This is a genomic window from Pseudomonas sp. Leaf59 (assembly GCF_920984685.1).
Classification (GTDB): Bacteria; Pseudomonadota; Gammaproteobacteria; order Pseudomonadales; family Pseudomonadaceae; genus Aquipseudomonas.
On record NZ_CAKLBR010000001.1, the window covers coordinates 30,628 to 46,863 of the forward strand.

16 protein-coding genes are annotated in these 16,236 nt (G+C 56.3%); 10 read left to right on the top strand and 6 right to left on the bottom strand.

From position 1 onward, the window contains the following. Positions 1-105: 105 nt before the first annotated feature. On the bottom strand, positions 106-957 hold the full coding sequence (locus LUB09_RS00150; RefSeq protein ID WP_231421169.1) for an AraC family transcriptional regulator: 852 nt from the start codon (positions 955-957) through the stop codon (positions 106-108). A gap of 260 nt (positions 958-1,217) precedes the next feature. On the opposite strand from LUB09_RS00150, the gene LUB09_RS00155 reads away from it, so the two are divergent. The 5 genes from LUB09_RS00155 (at position 1,218) to LUB09_RS00175 (ending at position 6,301) form a co-directional block, all read left to right on the top strand. Then, a complete protein-coding gene (locus LUB09_RS00155) occupies positions 1,218-2,129 on the top strand; it encodes a LysR family transcriptional regulator (RefSeq protein ID WP_209981698.1) in 912 nt (303 codons plus the stop codon). 106 nt (positions 2,130-2,235) lie between these two features. After that, complete coding sequence (locus LUB09_RS00160; protein WP_231421170.1) at positions 2,236-3,165, top strand: hydroxymethylglutaryl-CoA lyase; 930 nt, start codon at positions 2,236-2,238, stop codon at positions 3,163-3,165. Between the two features lie 25 nt (positions 3,166-3,190). Continuing rightward, positions 3,191-4,381, top strand: coding sequence for a CaiB/BaiF CoA transferase family protein (locus tag LUB09_RS00165; RefSeq protein WP_209981702.1), 1,191 nt, complete (start codon positions 3,191-3,193; stop codon positions 4,379-4,381). 12 nt (positions 4,382-4,393) lie between these two features. After that, entirely contained in the window at positions 4,394-4,918 is a 525-nt protein-coding gene (locus tag LUB09_RS00170; RefSeq protein WP_209981705.1) for a gamma carbonic anhydrase family protein, read from the top strand. A 66-nt stretch (positions 4,919-4,984) separates the two neighbouring features. Beyond that, complete coding sequence (locus LUB09_RS00175) at positions 4,985-6,301, top strand: MFS transporter (RefSeq protein ID WP_209981707.1); 1,317 nt, start codon at positions 4,985-4,987, stop codon at positions 6,299-6,301. 40 nt (positions 6,302-6,341) lie between these two features. Here the strand turns inward: LUB09_RS00175 and LUB09_RS00180 are convergent, their stop codons facing one another. After that, positions 6,342-6,962 (bottom strand): LysE family translocator, encoded by a 621-nt coding sequence (locus tag LUB09_RS00180; RefSeq protein WP_231421171.1) that lies wholly within the window; start codon positions 6,960-6,962, stop codon positions 6,342-6,344. A 340-nt stretch (positions 6,963-7,302) separates the two neighbouring features. Between LUB09_RS00180 and LUB09_RS00185 the strand changes: the two genes are divergently transcribed. The 4 genes from LUB09_RS00185 to LUB09_RS00200 all read left to right on the top strand — a co-directional run bounded on the left by LUB09_RS00185 (position 7,303) and on the right by LUB09_RS00200 (position 11,064). After that, positions 7,303-7,770: a DUF1203 domain-containing protein gene (locus LUB09_RS00185; protein ID WP_231421172.1), complete on the top strand. Its 468-nt coding sequence runs from the start codon at positions 7,303-7,305 to the stop codon at positions 7,768-7,770. 367 nt (positions 7,771-8,137) lie between these two features. Further along, positions 8,138-9,121: a DUF3644 domain-containing protein gene (locus LUB09_RS00190; RefSeq protein ID WP_231421173.1), complete on the top strand. Its 984-nt coding sequence runs from the start codon at positions 8,138-8,140 to the stop codon at positions 9,119-9,121. Positions 9,122-9,202: 81 nt separating this feature from the next. Continuing rightward, positions 9,203-10,243, top strand: coding sequence for an ion channel (locus LUB09_RS00195; RefSeq protein WP_231421177.1), 1,041 nt, complete (start codon positions 9,203-9,205; stop codon positions 10,241-10,243). Next, positions 10,243-11,064 (top strand): nucleotidyltransferase domain-containing protein, encoded by an 822-nt coding sequence (locus LUB09_RS00200; RefSeq protein ID WP_231421178.1) that lies wholly within the window; start codon positions 10,243-10,245, stop codon positions 11,062-11,064. The genes LUB09_RS00195 and LUB09_RS00200 overlap by 1 nt, the downstream gene beginning before the upstream one ends. An 81-nt stretch (positions 11,065-11,145) precedes the next feature. On the opposite strand, the gene LUB09_RS00205 is transcribed toward LUB09_RS00200, so the two are convergent. Both LUB09_RS00205 and LUB09_RS00210 read right to left on the bottom strand, forming a co-directional pair. Next, positions 11,146-11,832: a tetratricopeptide repeat protein gene (locus tag LUB09_RS00205; RefSeq protein WP_231421180.1), complete on the bottom strand. Its 687-nt coding sequence runs from the start codon at positions 11,830-11,832 to the stop codon at positions 11,146-11,148. A gap of 14 nt (positions 11,833-11,846) precedes the next feature. After that, positions 11,847-12,521, bottom strand: a complete 675-nt coding sequence (locus LUB09_RS00210; RefSeq protein ID WP_231421182.1) for a hypothetical protein — start codon at positions 12,519-12,521, stop codon at positions 11,847-11,849. A gap of 92 nt (positions 12,522-12,613) precedes the next feature. Between LUB09_RS00210 and LUB09_RS00215 the strand changes: the two genes are divergently transcribed. Beyond that, the gene (locus tag LUB09_RS00215) at positions 12,614-13,378 is read left to right on the top strand and encodes a pyrroline-5-carboxylate reductase family protein (protein ID WP_231421183.1); all 765 of its coding nucleotides are present in this window, start codon (positions 12,614-12,616) and stop codon (positions 13,376-13,378) included. 13 nt (positions 13,379-13,391) lie between these two features. Here LUB09_RS00215 and LUB09_RS00220 read toward each other — a convergent pair whose 3' ends face one another. Together LUB09_RS00220 and LUB09_RS00225 are read right to left on the bottom strand one after the other, a co-directional pair. After that, a complete protein-coding gene (locus LUB09_RS00220; protein WP_231421185.1) occupies positions 13,392-14,537 on the bottom strand; it encodes a sensor histidine kinase in 1,146 nt (381 codons plus the stop codon). A gap of 147 nt (positions 14,538-14,684) precedes the next feature. After that, a complete protein-coding gene (locus tag LUB09_RS00225) occupies positions 14,685-16,178 on the bottom strand; it encodes a methyl-accepting chemotaxis protein (RefSeq protein WP_231421186.1) in 1,494 nt (497 codons plus the stop codon). Positions 16,179-16,236: the final 58 nt, after the last annotated feature.

A 16,236-nucleotide genomic window follows, 5' to 3' on the forward strand; every position in this document is an offset into this window, starting at 1 on the left:
AGACAGGGGGGAGTGATGGCGAAACCAGGCCAGATTGTTATTCAGTTAGGCCAAGCGCGATGTCGTTGTGGAGTGCAGGTGGTTTTCAACGAAGACCCTGATCCATCAGGGTTGGATTTCGTTAGGGAGTATGATGCTGGGCGCTGAAACAAGCTCTGCGCCGCTGATGCGATCCGAGAGGTATCGTGCAGGAGGTTTGCCCACTGCCTTGCGGAACATGGTGACGAAACCACTGGCGTTTTCGTATCCCAGCTCTAATGCCACCGTTTGCACGCTTTCACCCTTGGTCAAACGTTGCAGCGCAAGGATCACATGCAGTTGCCGACGCCAGCGCCCAAAGCTCATCCCAATTTCATGCAGCAAAAGACGGCTCATGCTCCGCTCGCTCATGCCAATGCGAGTTGCCCAGTCGGCCTTCGAGGTTTTGTCCGAGGGGGCGGCCAGCATCATTTCCACGAGGCGGCGCAATCGGGGATCGCGTGGCATGGGCAGATGCAAGTCTTCCACCGGTGCCGCCGCCAGCTCATCGAGCAATGCAGCAATCAACCGGTCTTCCCGTCCCCCCTGTGCGTATAACTCAGGAAAACCGGCCGCCTTCAGCAGCAACTCGCGTAGCAAGGGCGATACCGAAATCGTGCAACAGGTTTTCGGAAGGTTTGGTGCGGCGTCTGGTTCAACGAACAGGCAATAGCATTCCGTTTCACCCGCCCCCCGCGCCGCGTGCGGCAAGTCTCCCGGTATCCATATGGCGCACTGCGGCGGCACGATCCAGACACCGTCGTCAATTTCACAGTTGAGGATTCCGCGTAGGGAGTAGATCAGCTGCGCCTTGCGGTGCTGATGCCTCGCATTTTCCCAGTCCTTTGTTACCCATGTAGCACTCAAGGCCACTACCGGTCGCGAGATGCTGTCGACGTCCCAAGGCACAATTAGATCGGTGATTGCAATGCTGGACATGTTGTCCTGTAGAGCCTGGGATAAGAGGCCGAGACGTCGGCCTGATCGGAAAATACTATGACCAACTCGCTCAATGACGTCTAGCCATTCCTCCAGCTCGGGGCAGCGGCGAGGTCACCCAGCGCCTCTTCAAAGTGCCTGCAAAGCCCGAAGCCATTCAAGCGGCGCTTGCGTATATCCAGAATTTGCGAAAACCTCAGTAGATTGAACGCGGGGAATAAGCATCTTCGCGCCACATTGCGACTTGAAGGAAGGACGTAATGCAGCACCTGGATCACTTAACCCTGCACTTATTCATTCTGGTCTGTGAAGAGGGCACGATTGCGCGCGCCAGCGAGCGAGGATTCATTGCGCCGTCGGCGGTCAGTAAACGTATTTCCGACCTTGAGGCGCGGTTTGGTACGCCGCTGCTGAGCCGCAGCAAGCGCGGGGTTGAACCGACTCCGGCGGGGTTGGCGCTACTTCGGCACGCGCGGTCTCTGACGCGTGCGATGGAACGGCTCGATAGTGAACTTGGCGAATACGCTGAAGGCGCCCGTGGACATGTACGGGTGTTGGCAAACATTTCGTCAATTATGGAGTTCCTGCCGGAAGAGCTGTGTGACTTCATGCTCGAGCACCCGGGAATCCAGACAGACATCGAGGAGCGCTTCAGTCCCGACGTGGTGCGCGGAGTGGCCGAAGGCAATGCAGATTTAGGCATATGTCGACGATCAATGGCCGTGGGCGATCTGGAGTTTGTGCCTTATCGTCGTGATCATCTGGCCGTCGTCGTCGGATCGAACCATTCCCTGGCCAATCGCACCCGTATTGCGTTCGCTGAGACCCTGGCCTTTGATCACTTGGGGTTATCCGCTTTCGCCACGTTGAATAACTTTATGCGTAATGAAGCGACGAGGGATGGCCATGAGTTACGGTTTCGTTCCTATGTATCGTCGTTCGACGCAGCATTCCGCCTGGTGCAATTCGGCCTGGGACTTGCTGTATTCCCACTGGAAGCCGTGGCACGGTATGCATCGCTGTTTGACCTGCGCATTATTCCTCTGACCGATGACTGGGCGTTGGGTGAGTTCGTTATCTGTGTTCGTGATCGGGATGCACTTTCGCTGTCAGCGCGCCGTTTGCTGGATCACCTGCTTTCGCGCGCAGCACCGCTTCATTCCCAGCCCTGATTGCATCCATCGCGGTTGACGATGGATCAACGCGTAAATAACGTCTTTTTGCTGCATTTATGGCTCTCTAATCTGAAGTGACGCTTCGGCCTGTGAGAGTTTTTTCATGACAACAATAACAATCAATGAAGTCGGCATGCGTGATGGTTTGCAAAGCCTTCAAGCCATTATGTCGACGTCTGCCAAACGACAATGGATCGATGCCGCCTATGCCGCCGGCGTACGCTATATGGAGGTGGCGTCCTTTGTGCCCGCCAAACTTTTACCGCAGATGGCCGATGCCAAAGAGGTCGTCGCCCATGCCTTGAGCTTTCCGGATCTGGTTGTCACGGTGCTGGCGCCTAACCTGCGTGGCTGTCGTGATGCACTGGAATCCGGCGCTCACCGAATTATTGCGCCGGTGTCCGTCAGCGCTGCCCATAGCCTGGCTAATGTGCGTCGTACGCCGCTGGAGATGGTCGAGGAGTTGGCGCGGATGTGCCTGCTTCGCACCGAGCTTGGCTTGCACAACGTTCAGGTCATTGCCGGAATGTCTGTGGCGTTTGGGTGCACCCGCCAAGGTGATGTGCCATTGAGCGATCTTTGCGAGCTAACCGGGCATGCACTGCAAGCCGGTTGCGATCGGGTGTCCCTGGGAGACACCACGGGCTATGCCAATCCAGGCCAGGTCGCGTGCACCTTGCAGGCGATTCGCGCCATCGCGGGTGACAAGCTCAGGGCTGCGCACTTCCACGACACGCGAGGCCTGGCGCTTGCCAATAGCCTGGTCGCCGTTCAGCAAGGTATCACCGAGCTCGATTCGTCATTGGCCGGGTTGGGCGGTTGTCCGTTCGCACCGGGCGCATCCGGCAATACCGTCACTGAGGACCTGGTGTTCATGCTCCAAAGCATGGGCCACGAGACCGGCATTGACCTGGCTGCATTGATCGCATCCCGCGAGGTGCTGCGCGACGCCTTGCCGCACGAAACCCTTTACGGCTGCATTGCCCGCGCCGGCCTGCCACTCAATTACGTGTCGGCTGCCAGTCGCCGCTGAACCTGTCTGATCGAGGAAAACAATAATGTCCAGGCTTCCATTGGACGGCATTCGTGTCGTTGAAATTTCTCATATGGTGATGGGTCCGACCTGCGGAATGATCCTGGGTGACCTCGGTGCCGAGGTGATCAAGATTGAACCCATTCGCGGAGACGGTACACGCCGTCTGCTGGGCGCGGGTGCCGGTTTTTTTCGCACCTTCAACCGCAACAAACAGTGCATCGCCATCGACGTCAATACTGCACAAGGCCGAGATGCGGTACTGGCTTTGATCGATACCGCTGACGTTTTCATCGAGAACTTCAAACCCGGTCGCATGAGCGAGCTCGGCTTCGGTTACGCAGCGATTCGAGCGCGTAACCCGCGCATCATCTACGCCTCGCACAAAGGCTTTCTCAGCGGCCCTTACGACAATCGCCTGGCCCTGGATGAAGTGGTGCAAATGATGGCAGGCCTGGCCTATATGACCGGCCCGGTAGGCAGACCTCTGCGTGCCGGCAGCTCCGTGAATGACATCATGGGGGGCATGTTCGGTGCCATTGGTGTGCTTGCTGCACTTAATGATCGTAATGTCACGGGTGTCGGTCGTGAGGTGCAGAGCGCGCTTTACGAAAACTGCGTATTGCTCGCCGCACAGCATATGCAGCAGTACGCCGTGACCGGCCAGGCGGCTGCCCCGATGCCAAACCGTATCAGCGCCTGGGCCATTTACGATGTGTTCGAGTTCGCCGGTGGCGAACAGATGTTCGTCGCCGCCACCGGTGAAGGCCAATGGAGCGCCTTGTGTCATTTGCTGGGCCAGAGCGCCTTGCTGGACGACCAGACCCTGGCGACCAACAACGATCGCGTGCTGCAACGGCCGCGCCTGTTGGCTCACCTGGCTGAGGTGTTTGCCACCATGGACGCTCAAGCGTTGGCCCTGGAACTCGAGGCCAACAGCATTCCGTTTGCACCGATTCGGCGACCCGAGGAACTGTTTGAGGATCCTCACCTGCTGCATAGCGGCGGCCTGGCAAATCTTGAACTCGAAGACGGATCGTTCACCGCCATGCCGTTGCTGCCGTTGTCCCTGGATGGCGAGCGCCTGCAACCGCGGCGATCAATTCCACGCGTCGGCGAGCATACCCACAACGTCATGCGCGAACTGGGCTACAGCGATGAACACATCGCCGAGCTGTGTGCCGCCGGTGTTCTGAAAACCGATGCTCAGGCTTGAGGGGGAACTGTCATGGCGATTTATCAATACGACACCCTTATTCCTGCCATTCACGCCGAAACGTTCATCGCGCAGGACGCCACCATCATCGGCAATGTCATCCTGGAAAAGGGCGTCAGTGTTTGGCCGCAGGCGGTACTGCGTGGTGACAACGAGCCGATCAGAGTAGGGCGGCACAGCAATGTGCAGGAGGGGGCTGTGCTGCATGCCGACCCAGGATTTGCGCTGACGGTGGGCGAGGGCGTCACCATCGGCCACCAGGCCATGTTGCATGGTTGCACCATCGGCGACGGAGCGCTGATCGGGATTCAGGCTGTGGTGCTCAATGGCGCGGTCATCGGCAAGAACTGCCTGGTCGGTGCCGGGGCGGTTGTCACCGAAGGCAAGGTGTTCGCGGACAACTCCCTGATTCTCGGCTCGCCCGCCAAAGTCGTGCGCGAACTGACACCTGAAGCAATTGCCGGTATGCAGCAAAACGCCGCCGACTATGTCGTTAAAGGTCAGACGTACAAGGCCAAACTTATTCTAATCAGCTGAACCCATTGAGCAGGGTTCCTGAGGAACCTTGCTTCTCTCCAATAATTACAACAATGGAGAAATATCATGGTTGCCATGACTGGCGAAATCGCGCTCGCGCGCAACACAGAAACGATCAACGAGCTGCTGCTCTATCGGCGTGTGGCCTGGCGCATTATGCCGCTGGCCATTATCTGCTTTCTTTTTTCCTATTTTGACCGAATCAACATCAGCTTCGCCAAGGCCCAGATGCAGCAAGAGTTGGGTTTGAGCGACGCGGCGTATGGCCTGGCTGCGAGCATGTTTTTCTTCGGCTACGTGCTGTTCGAAGTCCCCAGCAGCCTGGGGCTCAAGCGCTATGGCGCGCCTGCCTGGATCTGCCGGATCATGGTTTCCTGGGGGCTGGCGACGGCGGCGTTGATGTTCGCTTACACCCAATACACCCTGTACTTCCTGCGCTTTTTGATCGGCGTCATGGAAGCCGGTTTTGGCCCGGCGATCCTGTTCTACCTGGCGTGCTGGTTTCCCAAGAAGCACCTGGCGAAAATGAATGGCCTGTGGTTCCTCGCTGTACCTTTGGCAGGCGCCGTCGGAGGGCCGGCAGCGGGCATTCTGTTGGGCACGATGGATGGCGTGTTCGGTCTGGCTGGCTGGCACTGGCTGTTCCTGATGTCCGGGCTGCCCTGCGTGGTACTCGGCCTGCTGGTACTGTGGAAACTGGACCGAGACATCGAATCGGCCAAGTGGTTAAGCCGTAGCGAGAAGGACCTGCTGGCGGCCAATCTGGCGCATGACAAGGTCAACCAGAAACCGGTATTGGGCTCCTTGTGGCGTGTGTTGCTGACCCGGGAAGTCGCGATCATGGCGTTCATCTACTTCGTGATCAAGTCCGCTTCCTATGGCCTCAACTTCTGGATGCCGCACCTGATCAAATCTTCCGGCGTGCAGGATCTGCTCTGGGTCGGGATGCTTTCGGCGCTGCCTTACATCGTGGCGTGCGTCGGCATGATATGGCTGACACGGCGCTCCGATCGTACCGGTGAGCGCAAGCGTTATCTGGTTCTGTGCCTAATGGCGGCGGCAGTGGGCTATCTGCTGGCCTGCCTGTTCTCGGACTCGTCATGGGCCATGATGGCCGCTCTCGTACTCGCGACGGCGGGCACCTTTATCGCGATTCCGATTTTCTGGACCATTCCGCAATCAACCTTTTCGGGATTGGCGATCGCCACGGGCACGGCTGCAATCAACTCCATCGGCCAGTTGAGCGGCATCGTTGCACCTGTGATGGTAGGCAAGATCAACGATCTGTCTGGCTCCACCTACATGGGCATGCTCTCCATCGCGCCATTGATTTTAGTCGCCTGTTTCGTCGTCATGCGCTACGTCAAGAATCCTCGGCCCTGACACGGCGCGCATGAACGGGCACGCTGAAGCGCGAGATGGCTCAAGCCCGGCGGGCCATCAACAACACCGTTGCCGCCGCCGACAACAACCCGGCGCAGCACCGATTGAATATCCGCTTGCCCCGTGGCGCTGCGAACCAGCGGCGCATGTGCAGGCCCATGTAGGCGTAGGCGCTGATGGCGATCCATTCCAGGGCCAGGAACATCGCGCCCAGCAAGGCAAATTGCGGCGTGACAGGTTGGTCGGGGACCACGAATTGTGGGAGGAATGCAGTGAAGATCAGGATCGCTTTCGGATTGCCCGCCGCTACCAGAAACTCCTGACGCGCCAATGCCCATAACCCTGCCTTATTGGCCTGCGATTGCGCATCGGCCAGCGGATTCGCGCGCCACAGCTGGAACGCCAGGTAAAACAGATACGCCGCCCCCAGGATCTTTATCCCGTAGAACAACAACTCCGAGGTCTGCAGCACCACCGCCAGCCCGGCGGAGGCGAGAGCGATCATGCCGGCGAAGGCCACCAGGCGCCCGATGCCGGCCAGGCAGGAAATGCGGTAGCCGTACCGGGTGGAGTTGCTCACGGAAAGCAGGTTGTTAGGGCCGGGCGCCATGTTCAGGGCAAAGCACGCGGGGAGGAATAGAGCGAGGGTGGAGAGGTCCATGGCGGCTCCGGGCTCGTGAGACTGAGAGGGATCAGGATAAGGTGGGTGAGGGCGTTCGGGCAATCGGCCAGCCGTGGAGGTGAGCAGTTAGCAACTGACCGTCCCTGGTCCTACGTTTACTTGGACGTTGCGGATTGCCTTGGTCTGGAACGTATTGGCGATTGGCCCAGCTTGCTAGCTGGATTTGATGCAGCTCGACTTACGTTTTGACTGACTCTGGACCGGTTAGCGACGGCCTGAACAGCCGGTCGCTTCAGCTTGAATAAAGCAGCAAGAATCGGATAGCAGGTACGGTACGAATTCCAGCCTGATAGAACTCCAACCCCATAGGAGTTCGACCATGGCGTTTCGTATCACTGGCCTTTCCCCCGAGCCATTCCAGTCACTGTTTGGATTGCCTGATCAGGAGCTCGCATTGCTCGGGATAAAGCGTTACATCGTCGACAGCCACCCAGGCTTTCCTGACCGTATTGAAATGAAGGATGCGCAGCCAGGTCAGAGCGTGCTTTTACTCAACCATGTCAGCCAGCCTGCCAAGACGCCATACCGCGCCTCACACGCGATCTTCATACGGGAGTGGACCACACAGGCTTATGACGCAGTCGATGAGGTACCCGAGTCCATGCGAATCCGTCTGCTATCACTTCGCGCTTTCACTGATGATGGGATGATGCTCGACGCAGACATCGCTGATGGAATAGCAATGGAAACTGTCGTTACTCGGATGTTTGCCAATCCAGAGGTTGGGTACATTCACGTGCACCATGCCAAGCAGGGTTGTTACTCTGGGCGGATAGGTCGGGCGTAGTCGACGCAGGTGTTGGTGGTTGGTTCTTCTTTCGGCTTTGCTGGGCAGCGACGGGCCGGTTGCTGCCCGCCGCGAACGGCAGAAGTCGGCCAGAAGCGGTCATTCCTATAAAGAGAGATTTCATAGATGATCCGATACCGCGTATGAGAGCAATTCATAGAAAGGATTTAGCTGTGCATTCACGTTTAGCCTAGTGTCGAAGCGGTCTGGCAGCTCAGTACAGTCAATCAGAAGCTCAGACTGGATTTCTAGCCATCTGTCGCTATCGTTTCAATGAGAGAAGGGTCATTCCAAGCGCGCCCAATGGCCATTCTCCAGTGCCAGCACTTTAAATTGATAAATACCATTCACTATAAGGATGATCCGAATGGCGATAGAGAAGAGAGTGCGATCAGTTGGCTCGGTAGCGGGCGAGCTTATAAAGAAATCTAGAGAAGCTGCCCTTGCTTCGGTACAGATATTCAATAATCCTGCGCTCACCTTCAAGTCTGAGATATTCATAGTTTTGATGATGATCTCTTGGACATATCTCCTCCATGCGTTTTATCGAAAAAAAGGCATTGAGTATCGCTACTTCAAAATGGAAGGCACACGAAAGAGATTTCAAAAAACTGCTAAGGGTGCTGTAAAACATTGGGAGCTAGAGAAATGTTTGAATCAACCAGAATCACCGGTCGACGTGAATGCTGCGAACAATCTTCGGTTCCTAATCGGTTTGAGGCATGAGATCGAGCACCAAATGACAACGAGAATAGATCAGTTTTTAAGTGCTAGATTTCAAGCCTGCTGCCTGAACTATAATGAACTCATAAAATCTTTATTTGGTACCGACTTCGGCATTGATAGGCACTTGTCTTTTAGCCTTCAGTTTTCATCTTTAAACAAAGACCAGGTGGACCGATTATCTCAAGCAAACGGTCTCCCTGAAAATATTCGAGCTTACATAACTGCGTTTGACTTAACTCTAACCGATGAGGAATTCAACGATCCAAAATTTTCATACCGTGTTTTCTTCGTCCCTAAAACCGCAAATCATAAAGGCCAGGCGGACCAAGTTATTGAGTTCATCAAACCAGGATCTGAAATGGCTCAAGGGATGAATACTAAATATATTCAGATCAAGGAGACTGAGCGTCCTAAATATTTGCCCTCGAAAATTGTAGAGAAAGTACAGATCGCTGGCTACGTAAGATTCAATATGATGCACCATACTAAAATGTGGCAAGCCAACGAAGCAAAGAAGCAGGGGAAAGGGTTTGGGGTCACAGTAATGAACACATGGTATTGGTATGAGGCATGGCTGGATAAAGTTCTAGCAGATTGTGAGATTCGAAAAAACGAGTTCAAATAGGGGCTCGCGACATGCTATTCCAGGAATGTAGCCGCCATGATAACGGCGCCGGGGAAATCGGTCACTAATAGCAGAGGGATCGTGAGTATTTTGACAGCATCGCTACCAACTGAGAGTATTGACGATGTGACTTGGCAAAATCAAGGCCATTGGTGGGCTTGGCGCACAGTCTGCAAGCTTGATGACCCACCGAGGTTGCGTAATCAGCCAGCTCTCAAATCTCGAGATCACGAAATGTTCAAAAAAATTCATTGCCGCCTATCGTTACTAAGACATGAGCTAATTCGCTTTTGGAATTGGAGAAAAAAACCTGGTCATCCTCCAGCATTAACGTTCAAAGAGCGAGCAACTGAGGAAGTAAGCATAAACGCCCTTAAAGACGGAGATGTAACTTTGTCTTTAATTAAATTCCCCAACATAAAGCTCCCATCAAAAGAACGCCGGATTAATGGGAGATACTTTAATAAGTGCGTGTTTTCTCAGGAGATAATCGAGAGCTTCACTTTTGATAAGTGCCGCTTCATTGAGTGCGTATTTAATGGGGCGGAAATCGTAGAGACCGAATTTCATGATTGCAAATTCGATGAGTGTTATTTTTATAAGACAAAATTCAAATCAACCTATATAGATCCAAGGCTATTCTCGTTTTCGGATAAATGGCACTGGGATATGGCGAACGTCAATTCAGGGCTTTTTCAGTCCCTGTATAGAAATTCTAAGGATATGCATCAGGATGAGTTCGCAATGCATGCCGACAGAAAATTTCAATTTTACCGTAGGTATCAACATCTCCGAGGAACAACCCCCAGGCCGAGTCGTTTCGTCACAAGTTTGTTTTTTGATTATTTTTTAGGCTACGGCTATGGAATTAAAAACACATTAATCGTCACGATACTGTCCATATTTACATTTGCTTTTATAATCGAAGGTCAGCTTGATAAAAGCAGCGGTTTTCTAGAAGCATTCTATTTCACAGTAGTATCCTTCACCACTGTAGGTTTTGGCGAGATAACACCTTTACATAATTCACTACCGCTCGTATTTACTATCGCATTTCTTCTAGGGTCAGTTGCATGGTGTGCAGTGGTCACTGCAATCATTGTTAAAAGGATAGTGAAATAGTGTCGTTCGTTATAATTCAGTGCGGATCTTCCGCAAGAGGCGACGCGAATATCAATAGCGACATTGATCTGGTGTGCATTTGGTCCGAAACTCCCCCAAATTATGATGCCATTTCCAGTGAGTACGACGATGTCGTGTTTTACTCTCAAGAAACCATAAGACGGATGAAAGAGAAGGGCTCGCTATTCCTCACACATTTGGATGTTGACGGGGTCTTTTTGGCTGGAAACAAAAATTTACTCAACGAATTTAAAGATTTCCGCCCACTAAAATCTCAAATTACCAAGCAGCACAATGAAACAAGAAGGTTAATTGCGAGATTGCAATGGTATCCGGACAGCATCATCGGTCAACTTTGGCTTTGCGACGTCATATATGTTGCCTTAAGAACTTGCGTATACTGCAAGAACGCTTTAAGTGGGCACTACGCCTTCGGCTATTTAGATGCGCTCGCAAAATTTGGCTTATCCGAAGAAAATATCCGCACTATGCTCATTATTAGGCAAGGGAAGTATTTGTATAGAAAAAATAGAACAACGGCATCCTGTACTAGCGAACTATCATGCTTCGATGGAAAATTGGTTGAGCTTGCATGTCGCGCAATTACTGAATGTACTGTTCGATTCGTCGCTGGAGGTAGTACGAAATGGGAGAAAATCAAACGAAATGACTATTGGTCCGAGCGACTAATTGAGCGAGCAATTCTGAATGGTGAGTATCATGATGACGAGTTTATGAAAAAGATGACGCGACATAATTATCACAAAGTATCTCTCAAGACAGACGCTTCAAAAATATTAGAAAGCCAGAAAAAATACTAAAAGGTCACACAGTGAGCGTCCGGTTCTGGCCGATTGCAGCCCTTCATAAAAGACAGCAATCAGCCAATAACCACGCTCCTGTTACGGCACCGATATCCCATACTCAGCCAGCTTCGCCCTGTGCTTCTCCTCCACGTATTTCTTTTTAACGATCTGCGAGAACTTCAGGAAGTCAGCCTTCGCGCCGTCCCTGTCTCCCAAATGGTCGTACGCGACACCGCGCGCGTAGTAAGCCCAGGCAAAGTCCGGCTGGCGTTGAAGGCCGGTGCTGAATGCTTCAGCGGCTTCTCGGTACTGACCCAGGTCTGTCAGTGCAAGGCCCAGGTGGTAGTAGGTCGGCATGTGGAAGCCCGAGCCTTTTCCGGCTTCTCCCAGGCCGTTGTCCAGGTTGTACTGCACCAGTTCTAAGGCTTTTTTCGGGTTGCCAGCGTCGCGATACATGGCACTCAAGTCCAGGTTGGCGCGTGGGTCAGGCTTGGTCGCCAATTGCAGGGATTTTTCCTTGGCTGTAACGGCTTGCGCAAATTGCTTGAGGTTGCTGTAGGCGTCGGCCTGCAACGCGTAAACCAGACTTTGCAGCGAGGCGGGCAGGGTGTTTTTCTGCAGGCACAAATCACCCTCTTGCAGCACCAGAGGGTAGTTCTCGGCTTTGTAGGCCTTGAACTGAGTTGCGCAGTGCGCAAGGTTGGCTTTTTGCGGGTTCTGCATTCCGGCACATCCGGTGAGGATGAAGACGCATGCGATGAGTGCGGGCCAGCGAATAGTCATGAAAAACTTCCTTGTCAGTCGAACAGCCGAGCGTTGAGGTCAGGGCGATAGACCTGCAAAAGCGGTGCGGTCACGGTGCCTTGCAGCGAGCAGAACACAGTGGTGTGTCCCTTGAGTGGCGGTGTCGCGTCGCCCTTGTCGACCATGAACACGCGGTCTACGAAACCAAACGGCGTGGCGACGCCAGGGCCGGTCAAGCCTTCGGTGCGCCATTGGCCGATGGGGTCACCGACGCGGCGAATTTCGGCGCGGGCAATGGCTTTGCCCTCACTGACAAAGCGTGCGTTATCGACAATCAGCGGCTTGAGTTTTTCGGCCACCTCTTGCGGCAGACCATCGGCTACGAAACCCCAGAACAGAAAATTACCCACGTCGTTCATGGTTTGCGCCTGGTTGTAGTAGCCGATCAGAGGCACGCCATTGACGATCAGGGGCTTTTCGAAGCGTTGATAGGTGCCACCTTCCTGCAACGGGTTCATGATGGTCGGCGCCTTGACCGAGCCGTACTGACTCAGGCGCAAGGTATCTGCCGGCAGGCGGGCGTCGCGCAGGCTCTCGAAGAAATGCGCATCGCAGCGAGAGAACTCGGTCAGGAGCTGTTCGGGCGTGGTGACGGTCTGAGCCTGGGCGGCATTACAGGCAGCGGCGACGGCGAGCAAGGCAACGCCGGAAAAAACGGATCGGAACATTTGAAATCATCCGTGAAGTAGGAACAAAAAATGTCGGCTTGTCAGTCGCGAACTTTAGCAAAACGGCACTGCGAACAAAACGGAGCAATCACATGCTGAACATCGGAATACTAGGCGTCGGCGAGCTCACCGAGAAAGTCGTGATCGGCCTGCGCCGCAGTGGCTTCACCGGGCAAATTCTGCTGTCTGCGCGCAACCATGAACGTGCCCAAGCGCTGGGCAATCGTTGTGCCTGCGAGGTGATGGCCGACAATCAAACCGTCGTCGATGGGTCGGACCTGCTGTTCCTCGGCGTGCGGCCTGATGCGGTCGCGCAGCTTGCCACGCAGGTGCAGCTCAAGCCTAGGCAGACGCTGGTCTCGCTGGTCGCCGGGTTGACCCTCGGCGACCTCGCCGGGCACTTTCCCTCAGCACTGCCGGTGCGGGCGATGCTGTCGTATGCGGCGCAGATCAACCAGTCCACGGTGGTGATCAGCCCAGGTGGCGAGCCCCATCAATCGGTACTCGGCGCGCTCGGGCAATTGGTCGTGCTGGACGATGAGCCCGAGTTCGAGCTCGCCACGGTCGCGGCTTGCATGAACGGCTGGTTCTATTTCCTGGTGCATGACCTTCAGCAGTGGTTTACCGCCAGGGGGTTGTCCGAGGAGCAGGCGCGGCAACTGGTGATGGGCAATCTGCAGGATTGCCTGGCCAGTGCCCGCCACCAACCCGACACCAGCGTGAAAGCGCTGGGCGAAGCGATTGCGACGCCGGGCACCTTTACCCGTGCGGGGCTGGAGGTGCTGAGGGAGCAGGGCGCAACCCAGGCCTGGGCTCAGGCGTGTGACGAGGTGTTGGCGCGTTTGAAGAAACGCTGATTGTCACGCGGCGTCAGGCAATGGTGGAGGCGTCTTTATCCAGCGCTATCTTCACCTGAAACACCGTGCCCCGGTCCGCGTCAGAGCTGACCTCGATCGTTCCACCATGTGACGCCACGATTTCCGATGCGATAAAAAGGCCCAGGCCCAAGCCCTCCGTGGGGCCGTGATCAATCGCCGTGCGCTGTGAGAAGCGGCCCATCGGGTTGAAGATGAACGGCAGCACGTCCTCGGGTATCGCCTCACCGCTGTTGTGCACCGAGAACACGGCGTGGTGCTCGTGAGTCGTCAGCTCGACCTTGATAGGCCGGGCGGTGTCGCCGTGCTGCACCGCGTTGCTGATGATGTTCGAGAAGACCTGTTGCATCCTCGCGCCATCGAACAGCCCGGCGACCGGTGACGGTGTTTCGAGCACGATCCTGGCCTCGGGATGAAACGCCTGGATTTCTTCAACCACACGCTCGCAGAGCGGTGCGAGGTCAACCGCTGCGGTTCTGACCGGAATTCCCGGTCCCATCTGGCAGCGGGTCAGGTCGAGCAGGTCACCGACAATCTGGCTCGCGCGCCGCACGCTGGTGTAGATCTGATTGGCGACTTTGGTCGAGCGGGCGCCGGCGCCTTCCGAACGCCTGAGAATGTCGGCACCCAGCATGATTGCGCCAAGCGGGGTGCGCAGGTCGTGACCGAGAATGCCGAGGAACACGTTGCGCGAGGCCTCGACCGCACGCGAGTAACTGGCGATGGATTCCGCAAGTGCCTGATCGATGGCCTCGTGGAAGCGGGTCATGTCGTCGACGTTGATCGGCGTGCCTTCCTGGACCTGGCGCATCCACTGGCTGACCACACTGGTTCTGAGGGCGCGGTATTCCGAGACCATCTGGTCGATGGTGAAACCTGCCATCAGCCGCGTGATGGCGTGGGTTTCGGCAGCGGTTTCCTGCTCATCCACCGGGCCATGGCCCTGGGCCTTGGCCGTTTGCTCGCGGCGGGTCTGGCGGGTGCGCAGGTCCGACACGATGGCCCGCAGCATCTGCTCGGCGTGGTCGCGCAGCGCCAGGCTGTCGAGCTCGGCGCCCGGCGTTTTGATGGTTCTGGCGAAATCTTCCCAGGCCTGCAGAATCGGCTCGAGGTGTTCGAGGATGAAATCGGGCAGGCGCATGTCGTGAATCCTGGTGGGAGGCGATGCAGAGGCGCGCAGAGTAACCCATGTGGAGAGGGGGCTTGCCTCCGATTGCGGTGTATCGGCCAAAGATGTAATGGCTGGCCCACCGTAATCGGGAGCAAGCCCCCTCCCACAGGTTGATTGTCAGGGGTGAAACCTGCGCCCCAGCGCGTCCAGGCGCACGGCAATCGGCGGCAGGCGCTCGCTGCTGCGCGCCAGGGTTTCCACGTCGTCGGCGGTGCTTTGCGCGATGCTCTGCACCGACTGCAGGCGTCCGACGATCTCAAGGTTCGCCGAGGACTGGTCGCGGGTGGTGCTGACGATGCGCCCGTTGAGCGCGTCGATCTGCGCGATGTCATGGCCCACCGCCTGTAGCATCTCGACGGCCAGCCGGCTGTCTTCCACGCAGCGTTCCACGCCTTCGCGGCTGTCGTGCATGGCGGCGACGGCCTGGCGGCTGCCGTGTTGCAGGCCTTCGATGATGGTCTTGATTTCCTGGGTGGAGAGGGCGGTGCGCTGGGCCAGGCTGCGCACTTCATCGGCCACCACCGCAAAGCCGCGGCCTTGCTCGCCGGCGCGGGCGGCTTCGATGGCGGCGTTGAGGGCGAGCAGGTTGGTCTGGTTGGCAATGCTGCTGATCACCTCGAGCACCGAGCCGATCTGTTCGGCCTGGGCGGCCAGGGATTGGACGGTGGATTCGGTGCCGTTGATGTGGGAGGCCAGTTGGTTGATTTCCTGGCGGGCGCGGCTGACGCTCTCCTGACCGCGCACGATCTGGCGGCTGGCCTGACCAGCGTGCTCCACGGCCTGTTCGACCTGCACCGTGATGTGGCCCATGGCGTCTTCCATGCGCTGCATCGAACCGGTCATCTCGGTGATCTCGGCCAGTTGATGCCGAGCGCCTTTTTCCAGGGTGCCGCTGGCGCTGGCCAGTTCCTGGCCGAGTTGCCCCAGGCCATGGGAGTCGCGGGCGACGCCGTCGATCAGGAGGGTGAGCTGTTGCAGGAAGTGGTCGAACCGTTTGGCCAGGGACACATGCACCTTGCCTTCGGTGTGCGCGCTTTCGGCGGTGAACTGCGAGGTCACTGCGAGCATCTTGTCGAGCATTTCCTGGCTTTCGACTGCTTCGGCCTGGCTGTGCACCGCGAGATAGAGCAGTGCGATCGTTTCCATGACCACGTAGAACGCGTGCACGAAGACCATCGTCCAGCCGCCGTGATGCTCCATCACGAACACCGGGAAGCCCTGATGCTGCAAGGCGTGGAACACCACGTGATGCACGGCGATGGTCGCCGCGGCCACCAGGATCGGCAGCCAGTCACGGTAAAAGGTCAGCACTGCCAGCAGCGCGAAGATCCCGAAGTGCGATTCGATCACGCCCTGAGCCTGGTTGATGTGCAGCGCGGCCATCACCATCAGGCCGGCGCCAAGGGCGCAGCGCATCAACCGGCTGCCACCGATGGCGCGGTACAGCACGGTGAGCACCAAAGCAGTGCCGCCGCCGACCAACAGCGCCTGTATCAGGGTGTCATGCCAGAACGCCAGGCCCAGGGAAAACAGGAACATCAGCCAGATAAGCGCCAGCATGATGCGGTCGGCCTTGCGGTAGTGCTCCAAAAAGGGGCTGGGGACGGGCATTCACGTTTACTCCTTGTGGTTTGGCCAGGAACAAAGCATGGGGCGTGCCACGACGGCC

Bases quoted from the DNA above. Each gene is read 5' to 3' on its own strand.
- LUB09_RS00215 (WP_231421183.1), top strand. From the start codon at position 12,614: ATGCTGAACATCGGAATACTAGGCGTCGGCGAGCTCACCGAGAAAGTC.
- LUB09_RS00205 (WP_231421180.1), bottom strand. From the start codon at position 11,832: ATGACTATTCGCTGGCCCGCACTCATCGCATGCGTCTTCATCCTCACC.
- LUB09_RS00160 (WP_231421170.1), top strand. From the start codon at position 2,236: ATGACAACAATAACAATCAATGAAGTCGGCATGCGTGATGGTTTGCAA.
- LUB09_RS00190 (WP_231421173.1), top strand. From the start codon at position 8,138: ATGGCGATAGAGAAGAGAGTGCGATCAGTTGGCTCGGTAGCGGGCGAG.
- LUB09_RS00180 (WP_231421171.1), bottom strand. From the start codon at position 6,962: ATGGACCTCTCCACCCTCGCTCTATTCCTCCCCGCGTGCTTTGCCCTG.
- LUB09_RS00185 (WP_231421172.1), top strand. From the start codon at position 7,303: ATGGCGTTTCGTATCACTGGCCTTTCCCCCGAGCCATTCCAGTCACTG.
- LUB09_RS00165 (WP_209981702.1), top strand. From the start codon at position 3,191: ATGTCCAGGCTTCCATTGGACGGCATTCGTGTCGTTGAAATTTCTCAT.
- LUB09_RS00150 (WP_231421169.1), bottom strand. From the start codon at position 957: ATGTCCAGCATTGCAATCACCGATCTAATTGTGCCTTGGGACGTCGAC.
- LUB09_RS00210 (WP_231421182.1), bottom strand. From the start codon at position 12,521: ATGTTCCGATCCGTTTTTTCCGGCGTTGCCTTGCTCGCCGTCGCCGCT.
- LUB09_RS00170 (WP_209981705.1), top strand. From the start codon at position 4,394: ATGGCGATTTATCAATACGACACCCTTATTCCTGCCATTCACGCCGAA.
- LUB09_RS00225 (WP_231421186.1), bottom strand. From the start codon at position 16,178: ATGCCCGTCCCCAGCCCCTTTTTGGAGCACTACCGCAAGGCCGACCGC.
- LUB09_RS00155 (WP_209981698.1), top strand. From the start codon at position 1,218: ATGCAGCACCTGGATCACTTAACCCTGCACTTATTCATTCTGGTCTGT.
- LUB09_RS00175 (WP_209981707.1), top strand. From the start codon at position 4,985: ATGGTTGCCATGACTGGCGAAATCGCGCTCGCGCGCAACACAGAAACG.
- LUB09_RS00220 (WP_231421185.1), bottom strand. From the start codon at position 14,537: ATGCGCCTGCCCGATTTCATCCTCGAACACCTCGAGCCGATTCTGCAG.